Genomic DNA, 21,520 nt, shown 5'->3' with positions numbered 1-21,520 from the left:
TTCTAGGTGAAGCGCTTCGCGTGCGTGGTTCGGCAAGTCGGCCAAGTGCTCTGAACGTGCCGTGGAACGAAGGGTGGTTCAGCCCGCGTACGGGTCGCTCACCTTGCCCGGCCTGGCGAGGAACTCGAAGTCGCAGCCGGTGTCGGCCTGCGTGATCTGCTCGTTGTAGAGCGCGCCGTACCCGCGCTCGTACCGTTCGGCCGGCGGCGTCCACTCCGCCCGCCTGCGCGCCAACTCATCGTCGTCCACGTTGAGTTGCAGTGACCGTCCCTCGACATCGAGGGTGATGGAGTCGCCGGTGCGGACGAGTGCGAGCGGCCCGCCGACATGCGACTCGGGTGCCACGTGCAGCACGCACGCGCCGTAACTGGTCCCGCTCATCCGGGCGTCGGAGATCCGCACCATGTCCCGTACGCCCTGCTTGAGCAGGTGGTCGGGGATGGGCAGCATCCCGTACTCGGGCATGCCCGGGCCGCCTTTGGGTCCGGAGCCGCGCAGCACCAGGACCGTGTCGGCGGTGATGTCCAGCTCCGGGTCGTTGATGGTGCGTTGCATCGTCCGGTAGTCGTCGAAGACGACCGCGCGGCCGGTGTGCCGGAGCAGGCGCGGCTCGGCGGATATGTGCTTGATGACCGCGCCGTCCGGACAGAGGTTGCCGCGCAGGACGGCGACCCCGCCCTCGCTCGCGACCGGCTTGTCGCGCGGGCGGATGACGTCGTCGTTGTGCACCTGGGCGCCGTCGAGCTGCTCGCGCATGCTGTCGTGGGAGACCGTCGGCCGGTCCAGATGCAGCAGGTCGGTGATCCGGGAGAGGAATCCGGGCAGGCCGCCGGCGAAGTGGAAGTCCTCCATGAGGTACGTCTGTCCACCGGGCCGCACGTTGGCGAGTACGGGCACGGTCCGCGCGATGCGGTCGAAGTCGTCCAGGGTGAGCCGGACGCCGGCCCGGCCCGCCATGGCGATCAGATGGATCACGGCGTTGGTGGAGCCGCCGAGACCGAGGACGGTCGTGACCGCGTCGGTGAAGGCGTCGGCGGTGAGGATGTCGCTCAACTTCCGGTCCTGGTAGACCAGTTCGACGATCCTCAGGCCGGACGCGGCGGCCATCCGGTCGTGCCCTGAGTCGACGGCGGGGATGCTGGAAGCCCCCGGCACGGTCACGCCGAGCGCCTCGGCGGCGGCGGTGAGCGTGGACGCCGTACCCATGGTCATGCAGTGCCCGGGCGAACGGGCGAGCCCGCTCTCCAGTTCCGTCATCTCGCAGTCGCCGATGAGCCCGGCGCGCTTGTCGTCCCAGTACTTCCACATGTCGGTGCCGGAGCCGAGGACCTCGTTGCGCCAGTGCCCCGGCAACATGGGCCCGGCGGGCACGAAGACGGCGGGCAGATCGACGGACGCGGCGCCCATGAGCAGGGCGGGCGTGGACTTGTCGCAGCCGCCCATCAGGACGGCCCCGTCGACCGGGTACGAGCGCAGCAGCTCCTCCGTCTCCATGGCGAGGAGGTTGCGGTAGAGCATCGGGGTCGGCTTCTGGAAGGTCTCGCTCAGGGTCGACACCGGGAACTCCAGAGGGAATCCGCCCGCCTGCCACACTCCCCGCTTCACCGCCTGCGCCCGGTCGCGGAGGTGCACATGACAGGGGTTGATGTCCGACCAGGTGTTGAGGATCGCGATGACGGGCTTGCCGAGGTGCTCCTCGGGGAGGTAGCCGAGCTGGCGGGTGCGGGCCCGGTGGCTGAAGGAACGCAGTCCCTCGGCGCCGTACCACTGATGGCTTCTGAGCTCCTCCGGCGCCTTTCGTGCCTGGGCGGGCTTCATATGGACCACCCGGCGGCTATCGCGGCGACCTCGGCGCGTTCGTCCTCGGGCAGCGCGCGGCTCGGCGGGCGGACGTCGCGGCGGCACAGACCGAGGGAGGCGAGTGCCTCCTTGACGACGGTCACGTTGTTCGCGGAGGCGCCTGCGGCGCGCAGCTCCTCGAAGCGGCGGATCTGCTCCCAGACCTTCATGGCGGCCGGGTAGTCGCCCGATCGAAGCGCTTCGATCATGTTCATCGAGACGGCCGGGGCGACGTTCACCAGCCCCGAGGTGAAGCCGGTGGCACCGGCCGAGAAGTAGGAGGGCGCGTAGGGCTCGGCGAGCCCGGCCACCCAGACGAAGCGTTCGAGTCCGGCGTCCCGTGCGAAGGCGGCGAACCGGGCGGCGTCGGGAACCGCGTACTTCACGCCGATGACGTTCGGGCAGACGTCGGCGAGTTCGGCGAGGCGCAGGCCGCTCAGCGAGGAGTTGCGGATGTACGGAACGACGCCCAACTCCGGAACGGCCTCGGCGATGGCCCGGTGGTAGTCGACCCAGCCGCCCTCCGAGACGTACGGGTGAATGGGCTGATGGACCATCACCATCGCCGCCCCGATGTCCCGGGCGTGCCGGGCTGCGTCGACGGCGGTCGGTACGTCGTGTCCGACGCCGACGAGGATCACGGCCCGCTCGCCGACCTCGTCGACGGTCAACTCGGTGACAAGGCGCCGCTCTTCGGGGGTGAGTGCGTAGAACTCGCCCGTGTTGCCGTTCGGCGTGAGGGTGCTGATGCCTCCGTCGAGCAGCCGGCGCAGCAGGGCCCGGTGGGCGGGCTGGTCGACGGTGCCGTCCCCGGCGAACGGGGTCACCGGGATCGCCACCACGTCGGCCAGGGCCGTCCGTTGGGTCTCGAACGCCACGCCGCTCATTCCTGACCGTCCTCTCCCTGGAGCTCGGACTCCCCTGCGGGGAAAGCCCGGTGCACGAACGACTCGATATGGGCATGCAGGGCGCGCGCCGCACCGTCGGCGTCACCACCGAGGGCGAGCCGCAGGATCTCCCGGTGCTCGTCCGCCTCCCGCTCCCAGGAGGGGTTGGCGGCCCAGGCGACGGCGGAGACCAGGGCGGCCTGGTCGCGCACCTCGTCGAGCATCCGGCCGAGCAGCGGATTGCCGCACCGGACGTAGAGGGAGCGGTGGAACTCCCGGTTGGCCAGGGAGCGTTCGGCGGTGTCGGTGGCCTCGTCGGCGCTGGTCAGCGCCTCCCGAGCGGCGTCGAGCGAAGCTCCTCGGCGCACGGAGCGCTTGAGCGCCTCCGGCTCCAGCAGCAGCCGTACGTCGTAGACCTCTCGCGCCATGTCCGCGTCCACCATGCGCACCGTGACGCCCTTGTACTGGTTCATCACGACGAGCCCGGTGCCGGCCAGCGTCTTGAGCGCCTCGCGCACCGGGGTCTTCGACACCCCGAACTGTGCGGCGAGCTCGGTCTCGACCAGAGCCTGACCCGGCGTCAACTGCCCGGTGAGGATGCGGTGTTTGATCCCCTCCAGCACGAACTGCGTGCGGGACGGGATCGGCGTGGGCACAGAGGTCATGCGTGCCTCTCGGATCTTGACGGACCTGATCCACCGGACCATGTCTCGCGTATCGGATCTCACATATCGCGTCTCATATATGACGTACGAAGTACGACGGCTTGAAGGTAGGGAGACGCTCCGTGTTTCGTCAACGCTTCTGACAAAAGAAGTGGAGATGACGCACGAGGGGCAGGGGTCACCCCGTGGGTCAGATGATCTTCGTGGTGCCTTCGTACGCGCTGTCTGTGGGCCCGCCGAAGACAGCGGCGGCGCGGTCGGTGGCCGCGTCGACGGTGAGTGCGGGCCCGACGTGGGTGATGAGCAGCGAGCCGGCCCCCCTGGCGTACGCCCCGGCGTCCTCCGGCGTCAGATGCACCTGTTCGCCTTCGCCATTCCGGTCGATGTCGGCCTCGCACAGGAACAGGTCGGCGCCCCTGGCGAGTCCGGCGAGCGCGTCACAGGGTCCGGTGTCCCCGGAGTACGCGAAGACCTTCCCCTGCGACTCGGCGCGCAGCCCGTACGCCTCCATGCCATGGGAGACGGCGATGGTCGTGAGGCGCAGGTTCCAGTGCCGGACGGTGTGGCCGTCGTGCAGCGGCCTGAAGTCGAGGATTCCGCTCAGGAAGCCGAGGTTGGGCTGCCCGAAGAACCCCGCGAGCCGGCGCGCGCACCCGCGCGGCGCGTAGACGGGAATCGGCGCGGGCGGGGTGAGCCCGCCGTACGCGAACCCGTAGACGGCGGCGAGCAGATCGGCGAAGTGGTCGGCGTGGAGATGGGAGATCCAGATCGCGGTGAGCCGTGCGGGATCGGTGTGCCTCTGCAACTCCGCGAAGGTGCCGGGCCCGGCGTCCACCCACACCTCGGCGCCCCCGCCGCGCACCAGATAGCCGGAGCAGGGGCGTCCCGGCGCCGGATGCGGAGAGGCGGTGCCGAGGACGGTGAGGCTCAGGGGCATGCGGGGAGCGTACGGGGCGGTGCGGGCGGACGTACGGGGAATGGAAGGCCGCGCAGGCAGGGGCCGTCGTACGCTCCCGATCAGGCGGCGGTCCCTCCGCCGGCGTGGCCCCGGGTCCACTTCTGCGCCGCTTCGGGGAGTACGGGTTCGCCGCGTACGGGACCGCCCTGACCGGCGCCGCCACGGCCCTGTGGGTGGTCCCGGCCGCCCTCGCGGTCCTCGGCTCCAGCACGGCCGTCGGGCTGGGCCTGCCGTGCGTCCTGATCGCGGGCCTCACCGCGGTACAGCGGGAGACCCCCGGAGGAACTGCTGAGCCGTACCGCCGCGACCGCCAACACCCTGATGTTCGCGCCCACGGCGATCGGTCTGGCGGTGGGCGCGGCTCTGGTCCAACTCGTCCACCATCAGGTGCTTCTGGTGGCCTGCGCCCTCGCTCTGCTGCTGACCGCGGTCCCCCTGTTTCAGCGCCGGGCGAGCGCGTCCCGTACCGCATCCAGGTCGCCGTCCGACGCCAACCCGGCATGATAGAGCCGCAGTTCGGTGGCCCCGAGCCCGGCCGCGCGCTCCGCGTCCGCCGCGAGGGTGCCGGGCCTGCCACCCATCCCGGAGACCACCACGAAGTTGGCGGCCAGGACAGCGCCCGGCCGGTCCACCTCCGCGAACGGTGTCAGCAGGCCCGCTCCGCCCGTGCACGGCACCACCACACCGTCCGCGACGGACAGGATGTGCGCGGGGTCCACGCCCGGGTTGGCGCCGACGTGGTACGAGACGGGGTCGGCGTGCAGCATCACCTGGAATCCGTCCGGAGCCGCGTCCCGGACCGCCGTGACGGCCGCCTCCTGGAGCGTGCGTGCCGTTTCCTCGCGCCACGCGCGCGTGAGGGCCGCCTTCTCGTCGCCGAGGGCCTTCTCGACCCCCACCCACCCCCCGTGATCCTGCTCGCCGCGCCAAAGCGGTTCCAGCGCGGCGCGTACGGCCGCCGCCAGCTCGTCGGGATCGAGGCCCTGGCCGCCGTACCCCGCCCGGCAGGACGGGCAGAAGCAGAGTGCCATCAGATACTGGCCGGCGTCGCCGAGCGCGATGGCGCCGGTCTTGTCGTGGGCGTGCAGATGCGTGAGTCCGTACCAGCCGAGGGACTCCAGTTCCGTACCGCGCGCTCCGGGCCGTACGGCCGCCTCGGCGGCGAGATCGACGAGGTACGCGCGCGTGGCGGGCTGCGCGATACAGGGGGCCCACGGGTAGTGGTCGCCGTAGGCGTTGACCACGGAGGTGTCCGGATGGTCGGCTCCCAGGCGGGAGTTGTGCGCGAGGACGACCCAGGTGTGCACGTCCAGGCCCGCCTCGGTGAGGGCGGCGGCGGCCTCGCCGTACGCGTCCCCGGGGGCCCACGCCCCCGCCGTGTACGGCCGCAGTCCGCGGCCCGCCCAGCGCTCGTCCGTGGGGTACAGCACGGCCGCGTGCCCGGCGGTGACGATGCGGTGGCGCGGGTGGCGGGGGGTCAACGCGCGCGTGGAGTGGTACGCGGAGGCGAGGGTCACCTGTTCCACGCCGAGTGCGGCGATCCGCCGGGCGGCGTCGGGGTCGCCGTTGACGTCCCAGGGGTAGACGAATGCGGACGCCTTCACACGTTCTCCTCGAACTCGGAATCACCATCGGTCTCGGAATCGACAGCAGCCTCGGCCCCGAGCAGCGCGTGACCGCGCTCCACGAGCCGCGCGAGCTGCTTCACATGATCCTCGCTCGGCTCGTGCAGCGGTGGCCGGACCTCCCCGACGTCTAGTCCGGTCTGTCGCACACCGGCCTTGACGAGCGCGACGGCGTAACCGCGTCCCTGCGCCCGCAGTTCGACGAACGGCCGGTAGAAGCCGTCCACCAGCCGGTTCACGGTCTCGTCGTCGCCGGTGTTGAGCGCCTTGTGGAAGGCGAGCGCGATCTCGGGCGCGAAGCAGAAGACGGCCGACGAGTAGAGGGTGACGCCGATGCCCTTGTAGGCGAGTCCGGTCAGTTCCGCGGTCGGCAACCCGTTGAAGTACAGGAAGTCGCCGGGCACTTCCGTGCGTACGGCGCTCACGATCCGCTGCATCAGGTCCAGGTCGCCGAGTCCGTCCTTGAGCCCGATGATCCCCTCGGCACGCGCAAGACCGACGACGGTCCCGGGCGTGAACACGGCGTTGTCACGCTGGTAGACGATGACCGGCAGGGTGGTGGCCGCGGCCAGTTCCCGGTAGTGGCGCAGCAGTCCCTCCTGCCCGGCCACGACCAGATACGGCGGCATGGCGAGCAGTCCGTCGGCCCCCGCCTCCTCCGCGAGACGCGCGTAGCGCACGGCCAGCGCGGTGCCGTATCCGGCGCCCGCGACCACGGGCACGCGCCCGGCCGTCTCCTCCACCGCCGCCCGTACGCAGTCCTGGAACTCCTCGGGCGTCAGCGCGTGGAACTCCCCGGTGCCGCAGCACGCGAAGACGGCCGCGGCCCCCGCCTCCACGCCCCGGCGCACATGCGCGCGGTAGACGTCGAGGTCGAGCGAGCCGTCGGGGCCGTACGCGGTGACGGGGAAGAACAGCGGACCGCTCGGGACGGTGAGTCGGGTGGCGAGGGGGGCTGGCGTCACGGGCTCTCCCTGGGGCATGCATTCGTGCACGCTTCTGATCCACGTCTACATTTCTGAACACATGCACGCTAAGGGCCCACTGCGGGACGGGTCAAGCCGACCGACACCCGACCAGGACCCGATCGGGGGCGGAATCCACAGCTCTGCGCCACACTTGACGACACCGGCCACCCCTCCATAGCGTGTCCACGGATGTGAATGCCGTGCACGCATAGGGCCATCACATAGGGCTGTCACATCCAGGAGACCCCTCCAGGAGCCCCAAGGAGACCCGAGGATGCCCGCTCCCCGCACCGTTCTGCTCACCGGCGCCGCCGGCGGACTCGGCACCCTGATGCGGGACCTGCTCCCGTCATACGGCTACGACCTGCGCCTGTTCGACCTGCTCCCCATCGAGGGCGAACCGGACGCGATCACCGCGGACCTCACCGACAGGGCGGCGCTGCGCGAGGCCGTACGGGGCGTCGACGCGATCATCCACCTCGCGGGCATCTCGCTGGAATCCTCCTTCGAGAAAATCCTCAAGGCGAACATCGAGGGCACGTACAACCTGTACGAGGCCGCGCGCGAGGAGGGCGTCGGGCGTGTCGTCTTCGCCTCCTCGAACCACGCGGTGGGCTTCACACCCCGCCCCCAGGGCGCCGATCCCCTGATCCCGGTCGACACCCCGCACCGCCCGGACACCTTCTACGGCCTCTCCAAGTCCTTCGGCGAGGACCTGGCCCAGCTCTACTGGGACAAACACGCCCTGGAGACCGTCTCCGTCCGCATCGGCTCCTGCTTCCCCGAGCCGACCAGTGTGCGCATGCTGTCCCTGTGGATGAGCCCCGCCGACGGCGCCCGCCTCTTCCACGCGGCCCTGACCGCCGAGGACGTCGGCCACACCGTCGTCTACGGCTCGTCCGCCAACACGCGCCTGTGGTGGGACCTGAGCACCGCGCGGGCGCTCGGCTACGCACCGCGGGACGACTCCGAGCCGTACGCCGAGAAGCTGATCGCCGAACATGGCGACCTCGACCCGCAGAACACGGGCCACGCCCACCTGGGCGGCCACTTCGTGAGCGACCCGCCGATCTGGCCGCACTGACACCCGCGCGAGAGCATCGAGAGGGAGGGCGGGCACCGAACGGGCCCGCCCGCCGTCTCACTCGGGCGCCGCCCGCGCCCGGTCCCTCGCGCCGATCCACAGCGACGCAGGTCCGAGGCGGACACTCCGCGCCGCGAACGGGCACACACGGGCAGCATGGGGCCTGCGACAGACCTGGTCCGTACCGCACACCGGCTGTAGAACTTCCCCCATGGGCCCGAACGGGCAGGCGAGCGGCGGAGGCAGGTGTCGGCCATGCACAGCAGGACGGCTGAAGAACGCCAGCGGGAGATCGTGCGCACCGCCCGTGCCACCGGCTCGGTCGACGTGACCACGCTCGCCGCCGACCTGGGCGTGGCCAAGGAGACCGTACGGCGCGATCTGCGCGCCCTGGAGGACCACGGCCTGGTCCGCCGTACGCACGGTGGCGCCTACCCCGTGGAGAGCGCCGGTTTCGAGACGACCCTCGCCTTCCGCGCCACCAGCCATGTGCCCGAGAAGCGCCGGATCGCCGCAGCGGCGGCCGAACTGCTCGGGGACGCCGAAACGGTCTTCGTCGACGAGGGGTTCACCCCGCAGCTCATCGCCGAGGCACTGCCCGGGGACCGGCCACTGACGGTGGTCACCGCGTCCCTGCCCGTCGCGGGCGCACTCGCCGAGGCCGAGAACACCTCGGTCCTGCTGCTCGGCGGCAGGGTCCGCCCCGGCACCCTCGCGACGGTCGACCACTGGACGACGAAGATGCTGGCCGGCTTCGTCATCGACCTGGCCTACATCGGCGCCAACGGCATCTCCCGCGAGCACGGCCTGACCACCCCCGACCCCGCGGTCAGCGAGGTCAAGGCGCAGGCGATCCGGGCCTCGCGGCGCACGGTGTTCGCGGGCGTGCACACCAAGTTCGGGGCGGTCAGTTTCTGCCGGTTCGCCGGCATCGGCGACCTGGACACGATCGTCACGAGCACACTGCTGCCCACGGCGGAGGCACACCGCTATTCCCTCCAAGGCCCGCAGGTCATCCGAGTCTGAGCCGAGTCCGAAACCCCGACGCACCCATCTCCCTCCCCCTTCAAGGACACCCCGCGAGGGCACCCCCACCCCCAAGGGCGCCCTTTGTGCCCCCATACCTCCAGGAGCGATCCATGCGAACCCCGAGCCGACGGAGGCCGCGAGCCACACTCGCCCTGGCCGCCGCAGGGACGCTGCTCTCCGGCTGCTGGGCCGGGGCGGGCGGGTCCGGTTCCGGCGGCGACGCCGTCAACGTCCTGATGGTGAACAACCCGCAGATGACGAAGTTGCAGAAACTCACCGCCGCCCACTTCACCGAAGAGACCGGCATCAAGGTCAACTTCACCGTCCTGCCCGAGAACGACGTCCGCGACAAGATCAGCCAGGACTTCGCCAACCAGGCGGGCCAGTACGACGTGGCGACCCTCTCCAACTACGAGATACCGATCTACGCCCGCAACGGCTGGTTGCACGAGATGAACACGTACGTCGCCAAGGACAGCGCGTACGACGAACAGGACGTCCTCACCCCGATGCGCCAGTCCCTCACCGGGGACGACGGAAAGCTGTACGGCCAGCCCTTCTACGGCGAGTCGTCCTTCCTGATGTACCGCAAGGACGTGTTCGAGGCGAAGGGCCTCACCATGCCCCCGCACCCCACCTGGACCCAGGTCGCCGACCTCGCGGCGAAGACCGACGGCGCCGAGTCCGGCATGAAGGGCATCTGCCTGCGCGGACTGCCGGGCTGGGGCGAGGTCATGGCACCGCTCACCACAGTGGTGAACACCTTCGGCGGCACCTGGTTCGACCAGAACTGGAAGGCGAGGCTCGACTCCCCCGAGTGGAAGCAGGCGGTGAACTTCTACGTCGATCTGGTCCGCGAGCACGGCGAGTCCGGCGCCCCCCAGTCCGGCTTCGCCGAGTGCCTCAACAACATGACCCAGGGCAAGGTCGCCATGTGGTACGACGCGACGTCCGCGGCCGGCTCCCTGGAATCGGCGAACTCCCCGGTCAAGGGCAAGATCGGCTACGTACCGGCCCCCGTCGAGAAGACGGAGTCCTCCGGCTGGCTCTACACCTGGGCCTGGGGCATCCAGAAGGCCTCCCGCAACGCCGACGACGCCTGGAAGTTCGTGTCCTGGGCGTCCAGCAAGGAGTACGAGCAGTTGGTCGGCGACGAGATCGGCTGGTCCAACGTCCCGGCGGGCAAGCGCGCGTCGACGTACGAGAACGCGGAATACCGTCAGGAGGCCGCCGCCTTCCAGGAGATGACGAGGGAGGCCATCGAAGGCGCCCGTCCCAACGACCCCGGAGTACAGCCCCGCCCGGCACCCGGCATCCAGTTCGTGGGCATCCCCGAGTTCACCGATCTCGGCACCAGGGTCTCGCAGGAGATCAGCGCGGCCATCGCCGGACGCCAGTCCGTCGACTCGGCCCTGAAGAAGTCCCAGAAGCTGGCCGAGGAGATCTCCGAGGAGTACGAGGGACGATGACCGCGACCACCACAGCCCCGACAGCCGCCGCACCAGCCGTACGCGCCCCGAAACGCCCCTCGGGCCGACTGCGCGCCTGGGCCACCCGGGCCCCGCTGCTCCCCGCCCTGATCTTCATGATCGCCGTGACCCAACTCCCGTTCGTGGCCACCCTGGTGATCTCGTTCTTCGACTGGAACTCGCTCTACCCGAACACCCGCCGGTTCACGGGCTTCGCCAACTACACGGAGGTCCTGACCGACACGGACCTGCGCCAGTCGGTGTGGACGACGGTCCTGCTCACCGCGGCGGTGGTCCTGGCCAGCCTGATCCTGGGCCTGGGCCTGGCCCTCCTCCTGGACCGCAGGTTCCGCGGCAGGGGCATCGTCCGCACCCTCCTCATCGCACCCTTCCTGGTGGTCCCCGTGGCGGCGGCCCTCCTGTGGAAGCACGTGCTCTACAACCCCGAATACGGCCTGTTCAACGGCCTGTTGCAGTACGTGGGAGGCCCCCAGCCGGACTGGATCTCGAACACCCCGCTGCTCGCGGTGGAGGCCTCGCTGGTCTGGCAGTGGACGCCGTTCATGATGCTGATCCTGCTGGCGGGCCTGCAGAGCCGCGACCAGCAGCAGACAGAGGCGGCGAAGGTCGACGGCGCGAGCGACTGGCAGATCTTCCGCCACCTGACCCTCCCTCACCTGCGCCGCTACCTGGAACTTGGTGCGCTGCTGGGTTCGATCTACATCGTCCAGAACTTCGACGCGGTCTTCACGATCACGTCGGGCGGCCTGGGCACGGCGAACCTCCCCTACACCGTCTACCAGAGCTTCTACCAGGCCCATGAGAACGGCCTGGCCTCCGCGGCCGGAGTCCTGGTGGTCATCGGCTCGATCATCATCGCGACCTTCGCCCTGCGCGTGGTCTCGTCCCTGTTCCGTGAGGAGGCGTCCCGAGCATGAGCGCCACGCCAGTACGTGTACGTCCCCGCCGCGCGCGAGGAGCGGGCCTGGGGATGCTGGCCTGGCTGGCGGGCATCCTCTTCTTCCTCCCGATCGCGTGGATGGCCCTGACGTCCTTCCACTCGGAGGAGGACGCGGCGACCAACCCCCCGTCCTTCGGCGCCGCGCTGACCCTTGACGGCTACCGCGAGTTCTTCGGCACCGGAGGCGGCGCGAGCCCCTGGCCGTCCCTGGTCAACTCGACGGTGGCGTCGGTGGTGTCGACGATGTGCGTCCTGTTCCTGGCGCTCCCGGCCGCATACGCCCTCTCGATCCGCCCGGTGAGGAAATGGAGGGACGTCATGTTCTTCTTCCTGTCGACGAAGATGCTGCCGGTGGTGGCGGGCCTGCTCCCGATCTACCTGTTCGCGAAGAACACGCACATGCTGGACAACATCTGGCTGCTGGTCATCCTCTACACGTCCATGAACCTGCCGATCGCGGTGTGGATGATGCAGTCCTTCCTCTCCGAGGTCCCGGTGGCGATCATCGAGGCGGCAAGGGTGGACGGAGCGAGGCTGTCCACGGTCCTCACCCGGGTGGTGGCCCCGATAGCCCTCCCCGGCATAGCCGCGACGGCTCTGATCTGCTTCATCTTCAGCTGGAACGAGCTGCTGTTCGCACGGGTGCTGACGGGCGTGGTCGCGGAGACGGCCCCCGTCTTCCTGACCGGCTTCATCACCAGCCAGGGCCTGTTCCTGGCGAAGGTGTGCGCCGCGTCGCTGGTCATCTCCCTGCCGGTGCTCGCCGCGGGGTTCGCCGCCCAGGACAAACTGGTCCAGGGCCTGTCACTGGGAGCCGTGAAGTGAAGGCAGCCGTCATCGAGTCCGTCGGCAAGGCCGTGGTCCTGGAGGTCCCGGACCCGACACCGGGCCCCCGCGAGGTCGTCGTCGAGGTCGCGGCCTGCGGCCTGTGCGGCACCGACCTGCACATCCTCCAGGGCGAGTTCGCCCCCACGCTGCCGATCGTGCCGGGGCACGAGTTCGCGGGGGAGGTGGTGGGCGTGGGTACAGCGGTCACGGAACTGTCGGTCGGCGACCGCGTGGCCGTGGACCCCTCCCTCTACTGCCACGAGTGCCGATACTGCCGCACGGGCCACAACAACCTCTGCGAACGCTGGGCGGCGATCGGCGTGACGACGGCGGGCGGCGCGGCGGAGTACGCGGTGGCGCCGGTCGCGAACTGCGTACGTCTGCCCGAGCACATCCGCACCCAGGACGCGGCGCTGGTGGAACCACTGTCGTGCGCGGTACGGGGGTACGACGTCCTGCGCACCCGCCTCGGCGCGCACGTTCTGATCTACGGCTCGGGAACGATGGGCCTGATGATGCTGGAGCTGGCCAAACGGACGGGCGCGGCGAGCGTCGACGTGGTCGACATCAACGCCCAGCGCCTGTCGACGGCCCAGCTGCTCGGGGTGACGGGGTCGGCGACGAACGCGGACGAGCTGGACCGTCCGCAGGGCTGGGACGTGGTGGTGGACGCGACGGGCAACGCGGCGGCGATCCAGGACGGCCTGGACCGGGTCGCGAAGGCGGGCACGTTCCTCCAGTTCGGCGTCGCGGACTACGCGACCCGGGTCACGATCGACCCGTACCGCGTCTACAACCAGGAGATCACCATCACGGGGTCGATGGCGGTGCTGCACAGCTTCGAGCGGGCGGCCGAGTTGTTCGCGGCGGGAGTTCTGGACCCGGAGGTGTTCATCAGCGACCGCCTGCCGCTGGGGAGTTATCCGCAGGCACTGGAACAGTTCGCGTCGGGGGTGGGACGGAAGACAGTGGTGGTGCCGTAGGGCGTCTCTGTCCGTCCGGCACCTGCGGGGCAACGCCGGTTCGGCCCAGGCCGCGCTTCCCACCCACCCGTTCGCCGCATCTGTCCAGCGCGGGCCGAGGCATCTCAGCGCACCCAGCGACCGAAGACAAGGCCCGCACAGCCCGCCCCTCTTTCCCACCCACCCCCACCACTGTTACAGCCCAGCCCCAGACCCCCAGCCTCTCCGACACCCCCAACCCCCAGCCCGTCCGGCACCCCCAGACCACCGGCCCACACCCCCCAGCCCATCCGGCACCCTCAAGCACCGGCCCGCACCCCAGCCCGTCCGGCGTTTGAGGACAAGGCCCGTTCAGGGCCGTAAGGGGGGTCTGGGGGCGCAGCCCCCAGGGGATGGGCCGGGTAAGGGCGGCGGGGGCGAGAAAGCACCCGCACCCCCACCCCACGCTTCCCCCAATCGGCCGCCGAGTAAGGGAACGGCAAAACGGGCCCGGTCGTTCACCGGTCATGACAGCTATGACCCCCGGCTCGAACATCCCTCTCTCCACCACACGCGTGACGGTGGACGTCGCCGCACCGGTGCGGCTCGACGTATCGGGCCTGCTGCTCACCGCCGACGGCAAGGTGCGCTCCGACGACGATTTCATCTTCTACAACCAGCCGACCGGCCCCGGCGTGACGTACCGCTCGGGCGGCGGCACCACTCCCGACTCGATCACGGTCGACACCGCAGCGCTCCCCCCGGGCATCGAGAAGATCGTCGTCACGGCGAGCCCGGACGCCGCGGGCCAGAGCTTCCAGGGCATCGAGCCGACGGCCACGATCCGCAACGCGAACGACAGCGCCGTACTGGCCACGTTCACACCCCCGCAACTCGGCACGGAAACGGCACTGGTGATCGTCGAGATCTACCTCCGCAACGGTGCCTGGAAGGCCCGCGCGGTGGGCCAGGGGTACGCGAACGGCCTGTCCGGCATCGCCACGGACTTCGGCGTGAGCGTGGAGGAACCGGCCCCGGCACCGGCCGCGCAGCCGACCCCGGTCCAGCCCCCGGCGCCCCCGATGGCACCGCCCGCCCCGATCGCCTCGGTCACCCCTCCGCCCGCGCCCGCCGCACCCCCGGCCCCGGCCCCGGGCGCCGGCAAGATCAACCTCGACAAGGGCCGTGTAAGCCTCCAGAAGAACCAGACCGTCTCCCTGGTCAAGGGCGGCCAGCCTCTCCTCTCCCAGGTCAAGATGGGCCTCGGCTGGGAGCCGGCGTACCGGGGCAAGGACATCGACCTGGACGCGTCGGTCATCGCGTACGGCCCGCAGCGCAACCACATCGACAGCTGCTACTTCGGCAAGCTGTCCATCGTGAACGGCGCGATCAAGCACTCGGGCGACAACCTCACGGGCGAGGGCGGGGGAGACGACGAGGTCATCGTGGTCGACCTGGGCCGCCTCCCCCAGGAGGTCACCGGTCTGGTCTTCACGGTCAACTCCTTCTCCGGCCAGAAGTTCACCGAGGTGGCGAAGGCCTACTGCCGCCTCCTGGACGCCGCGACGGGCGAGGAACTGGTCCGCTTCGACCTGACCAGCGCCGAACCGCAGACGGGCGTGATGATGGCGAAGATGATCAAGCAGTTCTCGGGCGAGTGGGAGATGACGGCGATCGGCGACTTCGTCAAGTCCCGCACGGTCAGGGGAATGGTGAAGCCGGCAGCCCAGTCGCTGTAACGGCCACACCGCTCACCACCACGCACCGAAGCGGGCCGTGGGGCCCTGTCTCGCCACCCCCGTCATCGCGTCAAGCCGTCACCTTGGCGATGAACGCGGCGACGTTCCCCACGGTCCGCCGGACCTTCTCCTCCAGAGTGATCGTCTCGTGGAGCCGCGCTCCGGCGCCCGCGTCCTTCCTGCCCCGCACATACAGCGAGCAGCAGAGGTCGCCGCATAAGTACGCCCCCACCGAGTTGCCCTGCTTCCCGGCCTTCCCCGCCCTCGGCGCGACCATCAGGGACACCCCGCCGGTGTGGGACGTCAGGCACATCGAGCACATGCTGCGCCGCGTCCGCCCGAAGGCGGGCTCGGAGCTGCGCAGGGCGAGGGCGGTCGGACGGCCGTCCAGCTCCGCGACGAGGTAGGCGCGGCCGGGGGCCTGCGGATCTCGCCAGCCGAAGAAGTCCAGGTCCTCCCAGGGCCGGTCGGCCAGGTCACGCGGGACGGACAGGCGCTGCGCCTCCCCCTTGCTGCAGTTCACGAACGCGGCACGGATCTCTTGCTCGGTCAGCGGCTCCATGACGGCAGGCTAATTTGCCTAAACACTTTAGGCAAACGCATAATCGATTCAGTAAAATAGGTCCCACAAATCCCACAGGTCGGGCAGGAGGGAAGGTCATGGCACGCGCAGGACTGACCACGGAACGCCTGACCAGAGCCGGAGCGGACCTCGCCGACGAGGTCGGCTTCGACCAGGTGACCGCATCGGAGCTCGCCCGGCGTTTCGACGTCAAGGTCGCGAGTCTGTACTCGCACGTGAAGAACACCCAGGACCTCAGGACCAGGATCGCCCTCCTCGCCCTGGAGGAACTCGCCGACCGTGCCGCCGACGCCGTGGCAGGCCGGGCCGGCAAGGACGCTCTGACCGCCTTCGCGAACGTCTACCGGGACTACGGCCGGGAGCATCCGGGCCGCGCCGCCGCCACCCGGATGAGGCTCGACCCCGAGACAGCGGCCGCCAGTGCGGGCGTCCGGCACGCCCGGATGACGCGGGCGATCCTGCGCGGCTACGACCTGACGGAACCCGACCAGACCCACGCGGTCCGCCTTCTCGGCAGCGTCTTCCACGGCTACGTCAGCCTGGAGACGGCAGGCGGCTTCAGCCACAGCGCCCCCGACACCGAGGAAACCTGGACCCGGACCCTGGACGCCCTCGACGCCCTGCTGCGCAACTGGCCCGCCCCGTCCGCCCTCTGACGACCCGGCGAGGACAGAGAGGGCCGAGGACCGAGAGGACCGACATGCACACCGAGCACGACTGGATCACCACACCCATCACCGCAGACCTCATACGCGGCGCCCTGGACCTGGAGCACACCCCCCACGGTGTACTCCCCCACCGCCTACCCGCCCGGGCCCGCGCCCAGAACACAGACCCACAGCTCGTCGCGGCGGAAGCCCAACCCTCCGGCGTACGGCTGGTCTTCCGCACCCGGGCGACCTCCGTCGAGCTGGACACGCTGCCCACCAAGCGGGTCTACGCGGGTGCCCCACCCCGCCCCGACGGCGTGTACGACCTGCTCGTCGACGGCCGGCCGGCCGCTCAGTCCAGCGTGAGGGGCGGCGGCAACACCCTGACCGTCGACATGACCGCCGGAACCGCGACGCACGAACCCGGTGCGCCGGGCACCCTCCGCTTCGACGGTCTGCCGGACCGCATGAAGAACATCGAGATCTGGCTGCCCCACAACGAGACCACCGAGCTCGTGGCGCTGCGCGGCAACGCCCCCGTCGAACCCGTAACCGCAGGCGATGAGGGCCGCAAGGTCTGGCTGCACCACGGCAGTTCGATCAGCCACGGCTCGGACGCGGCGAGCCCCACCGCCATCTGGCCCGCCCTCGCCGCCGCCCTCGGCGGCGTGGAACTGATCAACCTGGGCCTGGCCGGCAGCGCGCTGCTCGACCCGTTCACCGCCCGCGCGATGCGCGACACCCCCGCCGACCTGATCAGCGTCAAGATCGGCATCAATCTGGTCAACACTGATCTGATGCGCCTGCGTGCGTTCGGCCCCGCGGTCCACGGCTTCCTCGACACCATCCGTGAGGGTCACCCGACCACACCACTACTGGTCGTCTCCCCGCTCTACTGCCCCATACACGAGGACACCCCCGGCCCCACCGCCCTGGACCTCACCACGATCGGCACGGGTGAACTGCGCTTCCAGCCCATGGGCGACCCGGCCGAGCGCGCCGCCGGAAAACTGACACTCAACGTCATCCGGGAGGAGCTGTCCCGCATCGTGAAGCAGCGGACGGCGGACGATCCGAACCTCCGCCATCTCGACGGCCGCGCCCTCTACGGCGAGTCCGACTTCGCCGAACTGCCCCTGCCCGACCAGCTCCACCCGGACGCGGCCACCCACCGCCGCATCGGCGAACGCTTCGCCGAACTCGCCTTCACCGCACCGCGACCACTCTTCCCGAACCCGGAACCAGCCCTCCAGAAGGACTAGAACAGCGCGCTGTACGCATTCAGCGCAGGCTGCCCGCCCAAGTGCGCGTACAGCACAGTGGAGTCCCGCCCGATCTCGCCCCGCGACACGAGATCGACCATCCCGGCCATCGACTTCCCCTCGTACACGGGATCGGTGACCATCCCCTCCGTACGGGCGGCAAGCCGCATCGCGTCCAGGGTCGTGTCGTCGGGGATGCCGTACGTACCCGCGTGGTAGCGCCCGTCCAGCTCAACGTCGGCCTGGGTCAACTCACGTTTGACACCGATGAGTTGGCCGGTGGTGTGGGCGATCCGCGCGATCTGCTCCTTGGTCCGGGCGGGCGCCGCCGACGCGTCGATGCCGAGCACGCGCCGCGACCGGCCGCCCGCCTCCTCCAGCGCCGCGAACCCGGCGACCATGCCGGCCTGGGTCGACCCGGTCACCGAGCACACCACCACGGTGTCGAAGAAGAGGCCCAACTCCCTTTCCTGTTCGGCGACCTCATACGCCCAACCGGCGAACCCGAGTCCGCCCAGCGGGTGGTCGGAGGCGCCCGCCGGGATCGCGTACGGCTTGCCGCCCCCTTCCTCCACCTCCCGCAGCGCCAGCTCCCAGCTCTCCTTGAACCCGATGCCGAACCCTGCGCGCACCAACCGCACATCCGCCCCGGCGAGGCGGCTGATCAGGATGTTGCCGACCTTGTCGTAGACGGAGTCGGGCCACTCCACCCAACTCTCCTGCACAAGCACGCACCTGAGCCCGGCGCGGGCGGCACAGGCGGCGACCTGACGGGTGTGGTTGGACTGCACACCGCCGATCGAGACGAGCGTGTCGCAGTCCTGGGCGAGCGCGTCGGCGACGAGGTACTCCAGCTTGCGGGTCTTGTTGCCGCCGTACGCGACACCGGAGTTGCAGTCCTCGCGCTTGGCCCAGAGTGCGGCGCCGCCGAGATGCGCGGTGAGCCGCTCCAGGGGATGCACGGGCGAGGGGCCGAAGAGAAGGGGATAACGCTCGTACGAGGCAAGGGACATGGGGTTTCCTCCCGGTATCAGTGGGCCTCTTCGCCGGCGAGCCGCTCCAGGCCCCGCCAGATCTCCGCGGTGACCCGGACCGCGCCGTCCGCGTCACCCGCCGCGCAGGCCTCGATCAGCCGCTCGTGCAGCCCGGCCGAACGGCAGTTGCCGCCTTCCCCGAAGCGCCGTCGTTCCAGGCGGCGGATCAGCGGGGTGTAGCGGGCGACGGTGGCGGCGGCGGCGCGGTTGCCGCTGACGCGGACGAGCACGTCGTGCAACTCGTCGTCGGCGTGCAGGGCGGCGTCCACGTCACCCGTGCGCACGGCAGCGGCGAACCGCTCGTTGGCCGCGCGCATGACGTCGACGTCCGCGTCCCGCAACCGGGGTACGGCCACCCGCACCGCCAACTCGTGCATGGCCCCGACCACAGCCGCCGCGTCCCGCACCTCGGTGGCCACGACCGGAGTCACCCGGGTGTAACTCTGCGGCTTGCTCTCCAGCAGCCCCTCGTCGACGAGCCGCGAGAACGCCTCGCGTACGGGCGCCCGGGACAGCCCTAGCCGCTCCGCGAGCTCGGCGTCACGCACCACGGCACCGGGTTCGATCTCCCCGGCGACAATGGCGTCCCGGATCGCTTCGTACGCCCGGTCCCTGAGCAGGGTGCGGGGAACGGGCCGTATCGCTTCCACAACTGAAATGTTAGATGTCAGTTTCGGTGACGTGCAAGAGGCCGCTCAGGCGCGTGCACAAAGGTGTGGCCCGCACCGAAGTACGGGCCACACCCACCTCACATCGCTTCGACTCCGCTCAGCCGGCCCATGGCCAGTCCGAGTCACTCGCGCCTTCCAGCAACGGAACCATCCGGAACGCCGCGTCCGAGAGCCCTCCGAACGTGTGCCGGTTCCCCGTCCCCGAGGGTCCGTGGCCCGCCCGGTACCCGGCGAGGTTCCAGGTGTAGACGGGTACGCCCGCCGGTACCTGCTCGGTCGGGTCGCCGTGCCGGCTGTGCGTGTACTGCTCGTCCGTGACGATCAGCACCCGGTCGTGCCCCCGGTAGTGGCGCCGGACCGCCTCGGTCGTGTCGGTGCCACCGAGGTCGCCGAATCGGTCCAGAACCTTCAGCACCGACTCGCCCGTGCGGAACGGCACGCGGTTGCTCGACGTGCCGAACTCGACGAGATCCGCGTCCGCCGCCCGCAGCGCGAGCGCCGAGCCGAAGATCGCCGCCGCGTCGGCCCGGTTGAGTTCCGAGCGCTCGGACAGCCGGGAGTAGAACATCGAGCCCGAGCGGTCGACGAGGACGAGTGTCCGCCCGCCCAGCGCCGGCACATTGGCCAGCGAGTGCCCGAGCGCCTGCTCCAGCGGGTACGACCAGCGCAGCGAGGGCGCGTGCCGGTACGCGGCGAGATAGCGGAAGGGGAACTGCCGCGAGCGCGCGACCTCTGCCGGGTCGCTGATCTTCGCGGCGACCCGCGCCGCCACCTCGTCACTGACCCCGGCCTCGTCGAAGTTCCGCAGGTTGCGGACGCATGCCATGGCCCCCATGGAGGGAATGACCGCCTCCCAGGCCGCCCTGTCCATCGGTCCCTGCAGCCAGCCTGCCAGCGCTTCCCAGGTCATGCCCGCCTCCGCCAGGCGCTCGGCGCCGTGTGCTCCGGTCACGACCTTGCGCCGCTTGGCGGGCCGCAGAGCCATCAGGTCACGGTGGGCGGCGAGCATGGGCAGCGACCTGGGGACGACGGCCGTGTCCGGGTTGTGGCGCCGGTCCAGCGCGTACTGGAACAGCTCGCCCTGCCACGGCTTGTCCGGGTCCGGCGCCGCGTGCACGAGGTTGAGGATGTCGCCGAAGCGGTAGCCCCTGGACGCGGTGTCGTACTTCAGCAGCGACTTCGAGTGGTACAGACGGCGCACCGCGTCGGCGATGCCTCGCTTGACGGGCTTGGGCACGTTGCGGCCGTACCGGGAGGTCCAGTAGGCGAGCAGCTCGCCGGGCTCGTCCGGGCGGCGCAGTACGGAGTCGATGACCTGACGGTTGGTGGGGCCGTCGGTGGCACCCGTGTCGAGGCGCGCCTTCACGTACTCCGCGGCACCCACGATGGAGGCCGTACGAAGGTTGCCCTCGCCGCGCAGCCAGCCGAGCAGGCCGGCCGTCCAGGCGGGGTCGGTGACGGCGAGCCGGCGTACGAGTGCGGCGAACCGGTCGTCCCGGTCCTCGCCGCTCTCGTAGAAGGTCTTCTGCGCGACGAAGTTGGCGATCGACAGCAGGAACAGCTCCGAGCGCTCGTCCCGCCCACGGCCGCGGCCGCCCTGGTACGTACGGAGCACACGCCCCGTCGAGGTGACCCGCGAGGTGGGCTGCGCCTTGGTGGCCTTCGTGTTGAATCGCGCCATGATGAATTCCCCCGAATTCGCCAGCACTTCGTGCGTGGAAGGATTGTTTCGGAGGGAGGCACAGCAAAAGGAGGGTGCCCGAGGTCGAAATCGGCGACGGTTGCTCATAACTGGCGCGTCTGCCGTTCCGCCACACCGACCCGAGGTCGATGACGGGATTCGAACCCGCACGGGAGATTCATCCCCATCAGTTCCCGAAGTATCCGCTGCCTGCGCACCGGGCACCCACCATTTGCTGCGCCTCCCCGAGATCAGATCGCGCACCGGGAGGTGCATGAGGTTTCTGGGTGTCCAGAGATCGAAGCCGGCGGAACCGACGTAGGTGCTCTAACCCCTGAGCTACACCGGCGCGTTGTACCGGTGACGGGACTCGAACCCGCGGCCGCCCCATTATGAGTGGAAGTAGGTCCTGCCTTCGCACCTGGACGTTCATCACTCTAGGAGGCGTACCGCGGGCCGGGCGACCGAATTAATCATCCGCGCCTCTGCGGCTTCCACGGCCCGGTGATCGCCGGCATGATCCCCGGCGTCCGAATGCCGGCGTACCGCGTCCTGCCGTCGGGTGAGAAGGCCACGCCGGTGAACTCGCTGTATGCGGGGGTGTCTTGCGTGACGGTGGAGGTGCCGGGGAGGGGGCGGCGCGGAG

Annotated in this window: 20 protein-coding genes and 1 pseudogene; 9 read left to right on the top strand and 12 right to left on the bottom strand. The window is 70.1% G+C overall.

Annotation, left to right across the window (positions count from 1 at the left end; translation table 11 throughout):
• Positions 1 to 78: 78 nt before the first annotated feature.
• From araD to RB628_RS18130, 7 genes are all read right to left on the bottom strand, one after another.
• Positions 79 to 1,818, bottom strand: coding sequence for an L-arabinonate dehydratase (gene araD / locus RB628_RS18160; protein ID WP_318321506.1), 1,740 nt, complete (start codon positions 1,816 to 1,818; stop codon positions 79 to 81).
• A complete protein-coding gene (locus RB628_RS18155) occupies positions 1,815 to 2,726 on the bottom strand; it encodes a dihydrodipicolinate synthase family protein (RefSeq protein WP_318321505.1) in 912 nt (303 codons plus the stop codon). The genes araD and RB628_RS18155 overlap by 4 nt, the downstream gene beginning before the upstream one ends.
• Positions 2,723 to 3,391, bottom strand: a complete 669-nt coding sequence (locus RB628_RS18150) for a GntR family transcriptional regulator (protein ID WP_318321504.1) — start codon at positions 3,389 to 3,391, stop codon at positions 2,723 to 2,725. The genes RB628_RS18155 and RB628_RS18150 overlap by 4 nt, the downstream gene beginning before the upstream one ends.
• Before the next feature lie 190 nt (positions 3,392 to 3,581).
• Entirely contained in the window at positions 3,582 to 4,328 is a 747-nt protein-coding gene (locus RB628_RS18145) for an MBL fold metallo-hydrolase (protein WP_318321503.1), read from the bottom strand.
• Positions 4,329 to 4,408: 80 nt separating this feature from the next.
• Positions 4,409 to 4,684 carry a hypothetical protein gene (locus RB628_RS42655; RefSeq protein WP_412180680.1) on the bottom strand — a complete coding sequence of 92 codons (276 nt, stop codon included), beginning with the start codon at positions 4,682 to 4,684 and terminating at the stop codon, positions 4,409 to 4,411.
• A gap of 105 nt (positions 4,685 to 4,789) precedes the next feature.
• Positions 4,790 to 5,953, bottom strand: coding sequence for a hypothetical protein (locus RB628_RS18135; protein WP_318321502.1), 1,164 nt, complete (start codon positions 5,951 to 5,953; stop codon positions 4,790 to 4,792).
• Positions 5,950 to 6,939 (bottom strand): 5-dehydro-4-deoxyglucarate dehydratase, encoded by a 990-nt coding sequence (locus RB628_RS18130; RefSeq protein ID WP_318321501.1) that lies wholly within the window; start codon positions 6,937 to 6,939, stop codon positions 5,950 to 5,952. Before RB628_RS18130 ends, RB628_RS18135 begins: the two co-directional genes overlap by 4 nt.
• Before the next feature lie 277 nt (positions 6,940 to 7,216).
• Here RB628_RS18130 and RB628_RS18125 point away from each other — a divergent pair, with 277 nt between their 5' ends.
• From RB628_RS18125 to RB628_RS18095, 7 genes are all read left to right on the top strand, one after another.
• Entirely contained in the window at positions 7,217 to 8,026 is an 810-nt protein-coding gene (locus RB628_RS18125; protein WP_318321500.1) for an NAD(P)-dependent oxidoreductase, read from the top strand.
• A gap of 255 nt (positions 8,027 to 8,281) precedes the next feature.
• The gene (locus RB628_RS18120) at positions 8,282 to 9,052 is read left to right on the top strand and encodes a DeoR/GlpR family DNA-binding transcription regulator (protein ID WP_318321499.1); all 771 of its coding nucleotides are present in this window, start codon (positions 8,282 to 8,284) and stop codon (positions 9,050 to 9,052) included.
• A 113-nt stretch (positions 9,053 to 9,165) separates the two neighbouring features.
• Complete coding sequence (locus RB628_RS18115) at positions 9,166 to 10,524, top strand: sugar ABC transporter substrate-binding protein (protein ID WP_318321498.1); 1,359 nt, start codon at positions 9,166 to 9,168, stop codon at positions 10,522 to 10,524.
• Entirely contained in the window at positions 10,521 to 11,462 is a 942-nt protein-coding gene (locus tag RB628_RS18110; protein ID WP_318321497.1) for a sugar ABC transporter permease, read from the top strand. Before RB628_RS18115 ends, RB628_RS18110 begins: the two co-directional genes overlap by 4 nt.
• Positions 11,459 to 12,310 (top strand): carbohydrate ABC transporter permease, encoded by an 852-nt coding sequence (locus RB628_RS18105; RefSeq protein WP_318321496.1) that lies wholly within the window; start codon positions 11,459 to 11,461, stop codon positions 12,308 to 12,310. Before RB628_RS18110 ends, RB628_RS18105 begins: the two co-directional genes overlap by 4 nt.
• Positions 12,307 to 13,296 carry a zinc-dependent alcohol dehydrogenase family protein gene (locus RB628_RS18100; protein ID WP_318321495.1) on the top strand — a complete coding sequence of 330 codons (990 nt, stop codon included), beginning with the start codon at positions 12,307 to 12,309 and terminating at the stop codon, positions 13,294 to 13,296. Before RB628_RS18105 ends, RB628_RS18100 begins: the two co-directional genes overlap by 4 nt.
• Positions 13,297 to 13,790: 494 nt before the next feature.
• Positions 13,791 to 14,993 (top strand): TerD family protein, encoded by a 1,203-nt coding sequence (locus RB628_RS18095; protein ID WP_318321524.1) that lies wholly within the window; start codon positions 13,791 to 13,793, stop codon positions 14,991 to 14,993.
• A gap of 70 nt (positions 14,994 to 15,063) precedes the next feature.
• Here the strand turns inward: RB628_RS18095 and RB628_RS18090 are convergent, their stop codons facing one another.
• Positions 15,064 to 15,555 carry an FBP domain-containing protein gene (locus RB628_RS18090; RefSeq protein WP_318321494.1) on the bottom strand — a complete coding sequence of 164 codons (492 nt, stop codon included), beginning with the start codon at positions 15,553 to 15,555 and terminating at the stop codon, positions 15,064 to 15,066.
• A 98-nt stretch (positions 15,556 to 15,653) separates the two neighbouring features.
• Between RB628_RS18090 and RB628_RS18085 the strand changes: the two genes are divergently transcribed.
• Together RB628_RS18085 and RB628_RS18080 are read left to right on the top strand one after the other, a co-directional pair.
• Positions 15,654 to 16,232, top strand: coding sequence for a TetR/AcrR family transcriptional regulator (locus RB628_RS18085; RefSeq protein ID WP_318321493.1), 579 nt, complete (start codon positions 15,654 to 15,656; stop codon positions 16,230 to 16,232).
• A 44-nt stretch (positions 16,233 to 16,276) separates the two neighbouring features.
• On the top strand, positions 16,277 to 17,488 hold the full coding sequence (locus tag RB628_RS18080) for a GDSL-type esterase/lipase family protein (protein WP_318321492.1): 1,212 nt from the start codon (positions 16,277 to 16,279) through the stop codon (positions 17,486 to 17,488).
• On the opposite strand, the gene RB628_RS18075 is transcribed toward RB628_RS18080, so the two are convergent.
• The 4 genes and pseudogenes from RB628_RS18075 to RB628_RS42650 form a co-directional block, all read right to left on the bottom strand.
• The gene (locus RB628_RS18075; RefSeq protein WP_318321491.1) at positions 17,485 to 18,501 is read right to left on the bottom strand and encodes a 1-aminocyclopropane-1-carboxylate deaminase; all 1,017 of its coding nucleotides are present in this window, start codon (positions 18,499 to 18,501) and stop codon (positions 17,485 to 17,487) included. The two genes, RB628_RS18080 and RB628_RS18075, sit on opposite strands and share 4 nt — an antisense overlap.
• Before the next feature lie 17 nt (positions 18,502 to 18,518).
• Entirely contained in the window at positions 18,519 to 19,172 is a 654-nt protein-coding gene (locus RB628_RS18070; RefSeq protein WP_318321490.1) for a GntR family transcriptional regulator, read from the bottom strand.
• A gap of 118 nt (positions 19,173 to 19,290) precedes the next feature.
• A complete protein-coding gene (locus RB628_RS18065) occupies positions 19,291 to 20,874 on the bottom strand; it encodes a TROVE domain-containing protein (RefSeq protein WP_318321489.1) in 1,584 nt (527 codons plus the stop codon).
• A gap of 473 nt (positions 20,875 to 21,347) precedes the next feature.
• A pseudogene (locus RB628_RS42650) lies at positions 21,348 to 21,485 on the bottom strand (alkaline phosphatase PhoX); the annotation flags it as partial.
• Positions 21,486 to 21,520: the final 35 nt, after the last annotated feature.

The organism is Streptomyces sp. ADMS (assembly GCF_033441795.1).
In the GTDB taxonomy this organism is placed as follows: domain Bacteria; phylum Actinomycetota; class Actinomycetes; order Streptomycetales; family Streptomycetaceae; genus Streptomyces.
The sequence above is the reverse complement of the archived record's forward strand: the minus strand, read 5'-3'. Positions and strand labels throughout refer to the sequence as shown.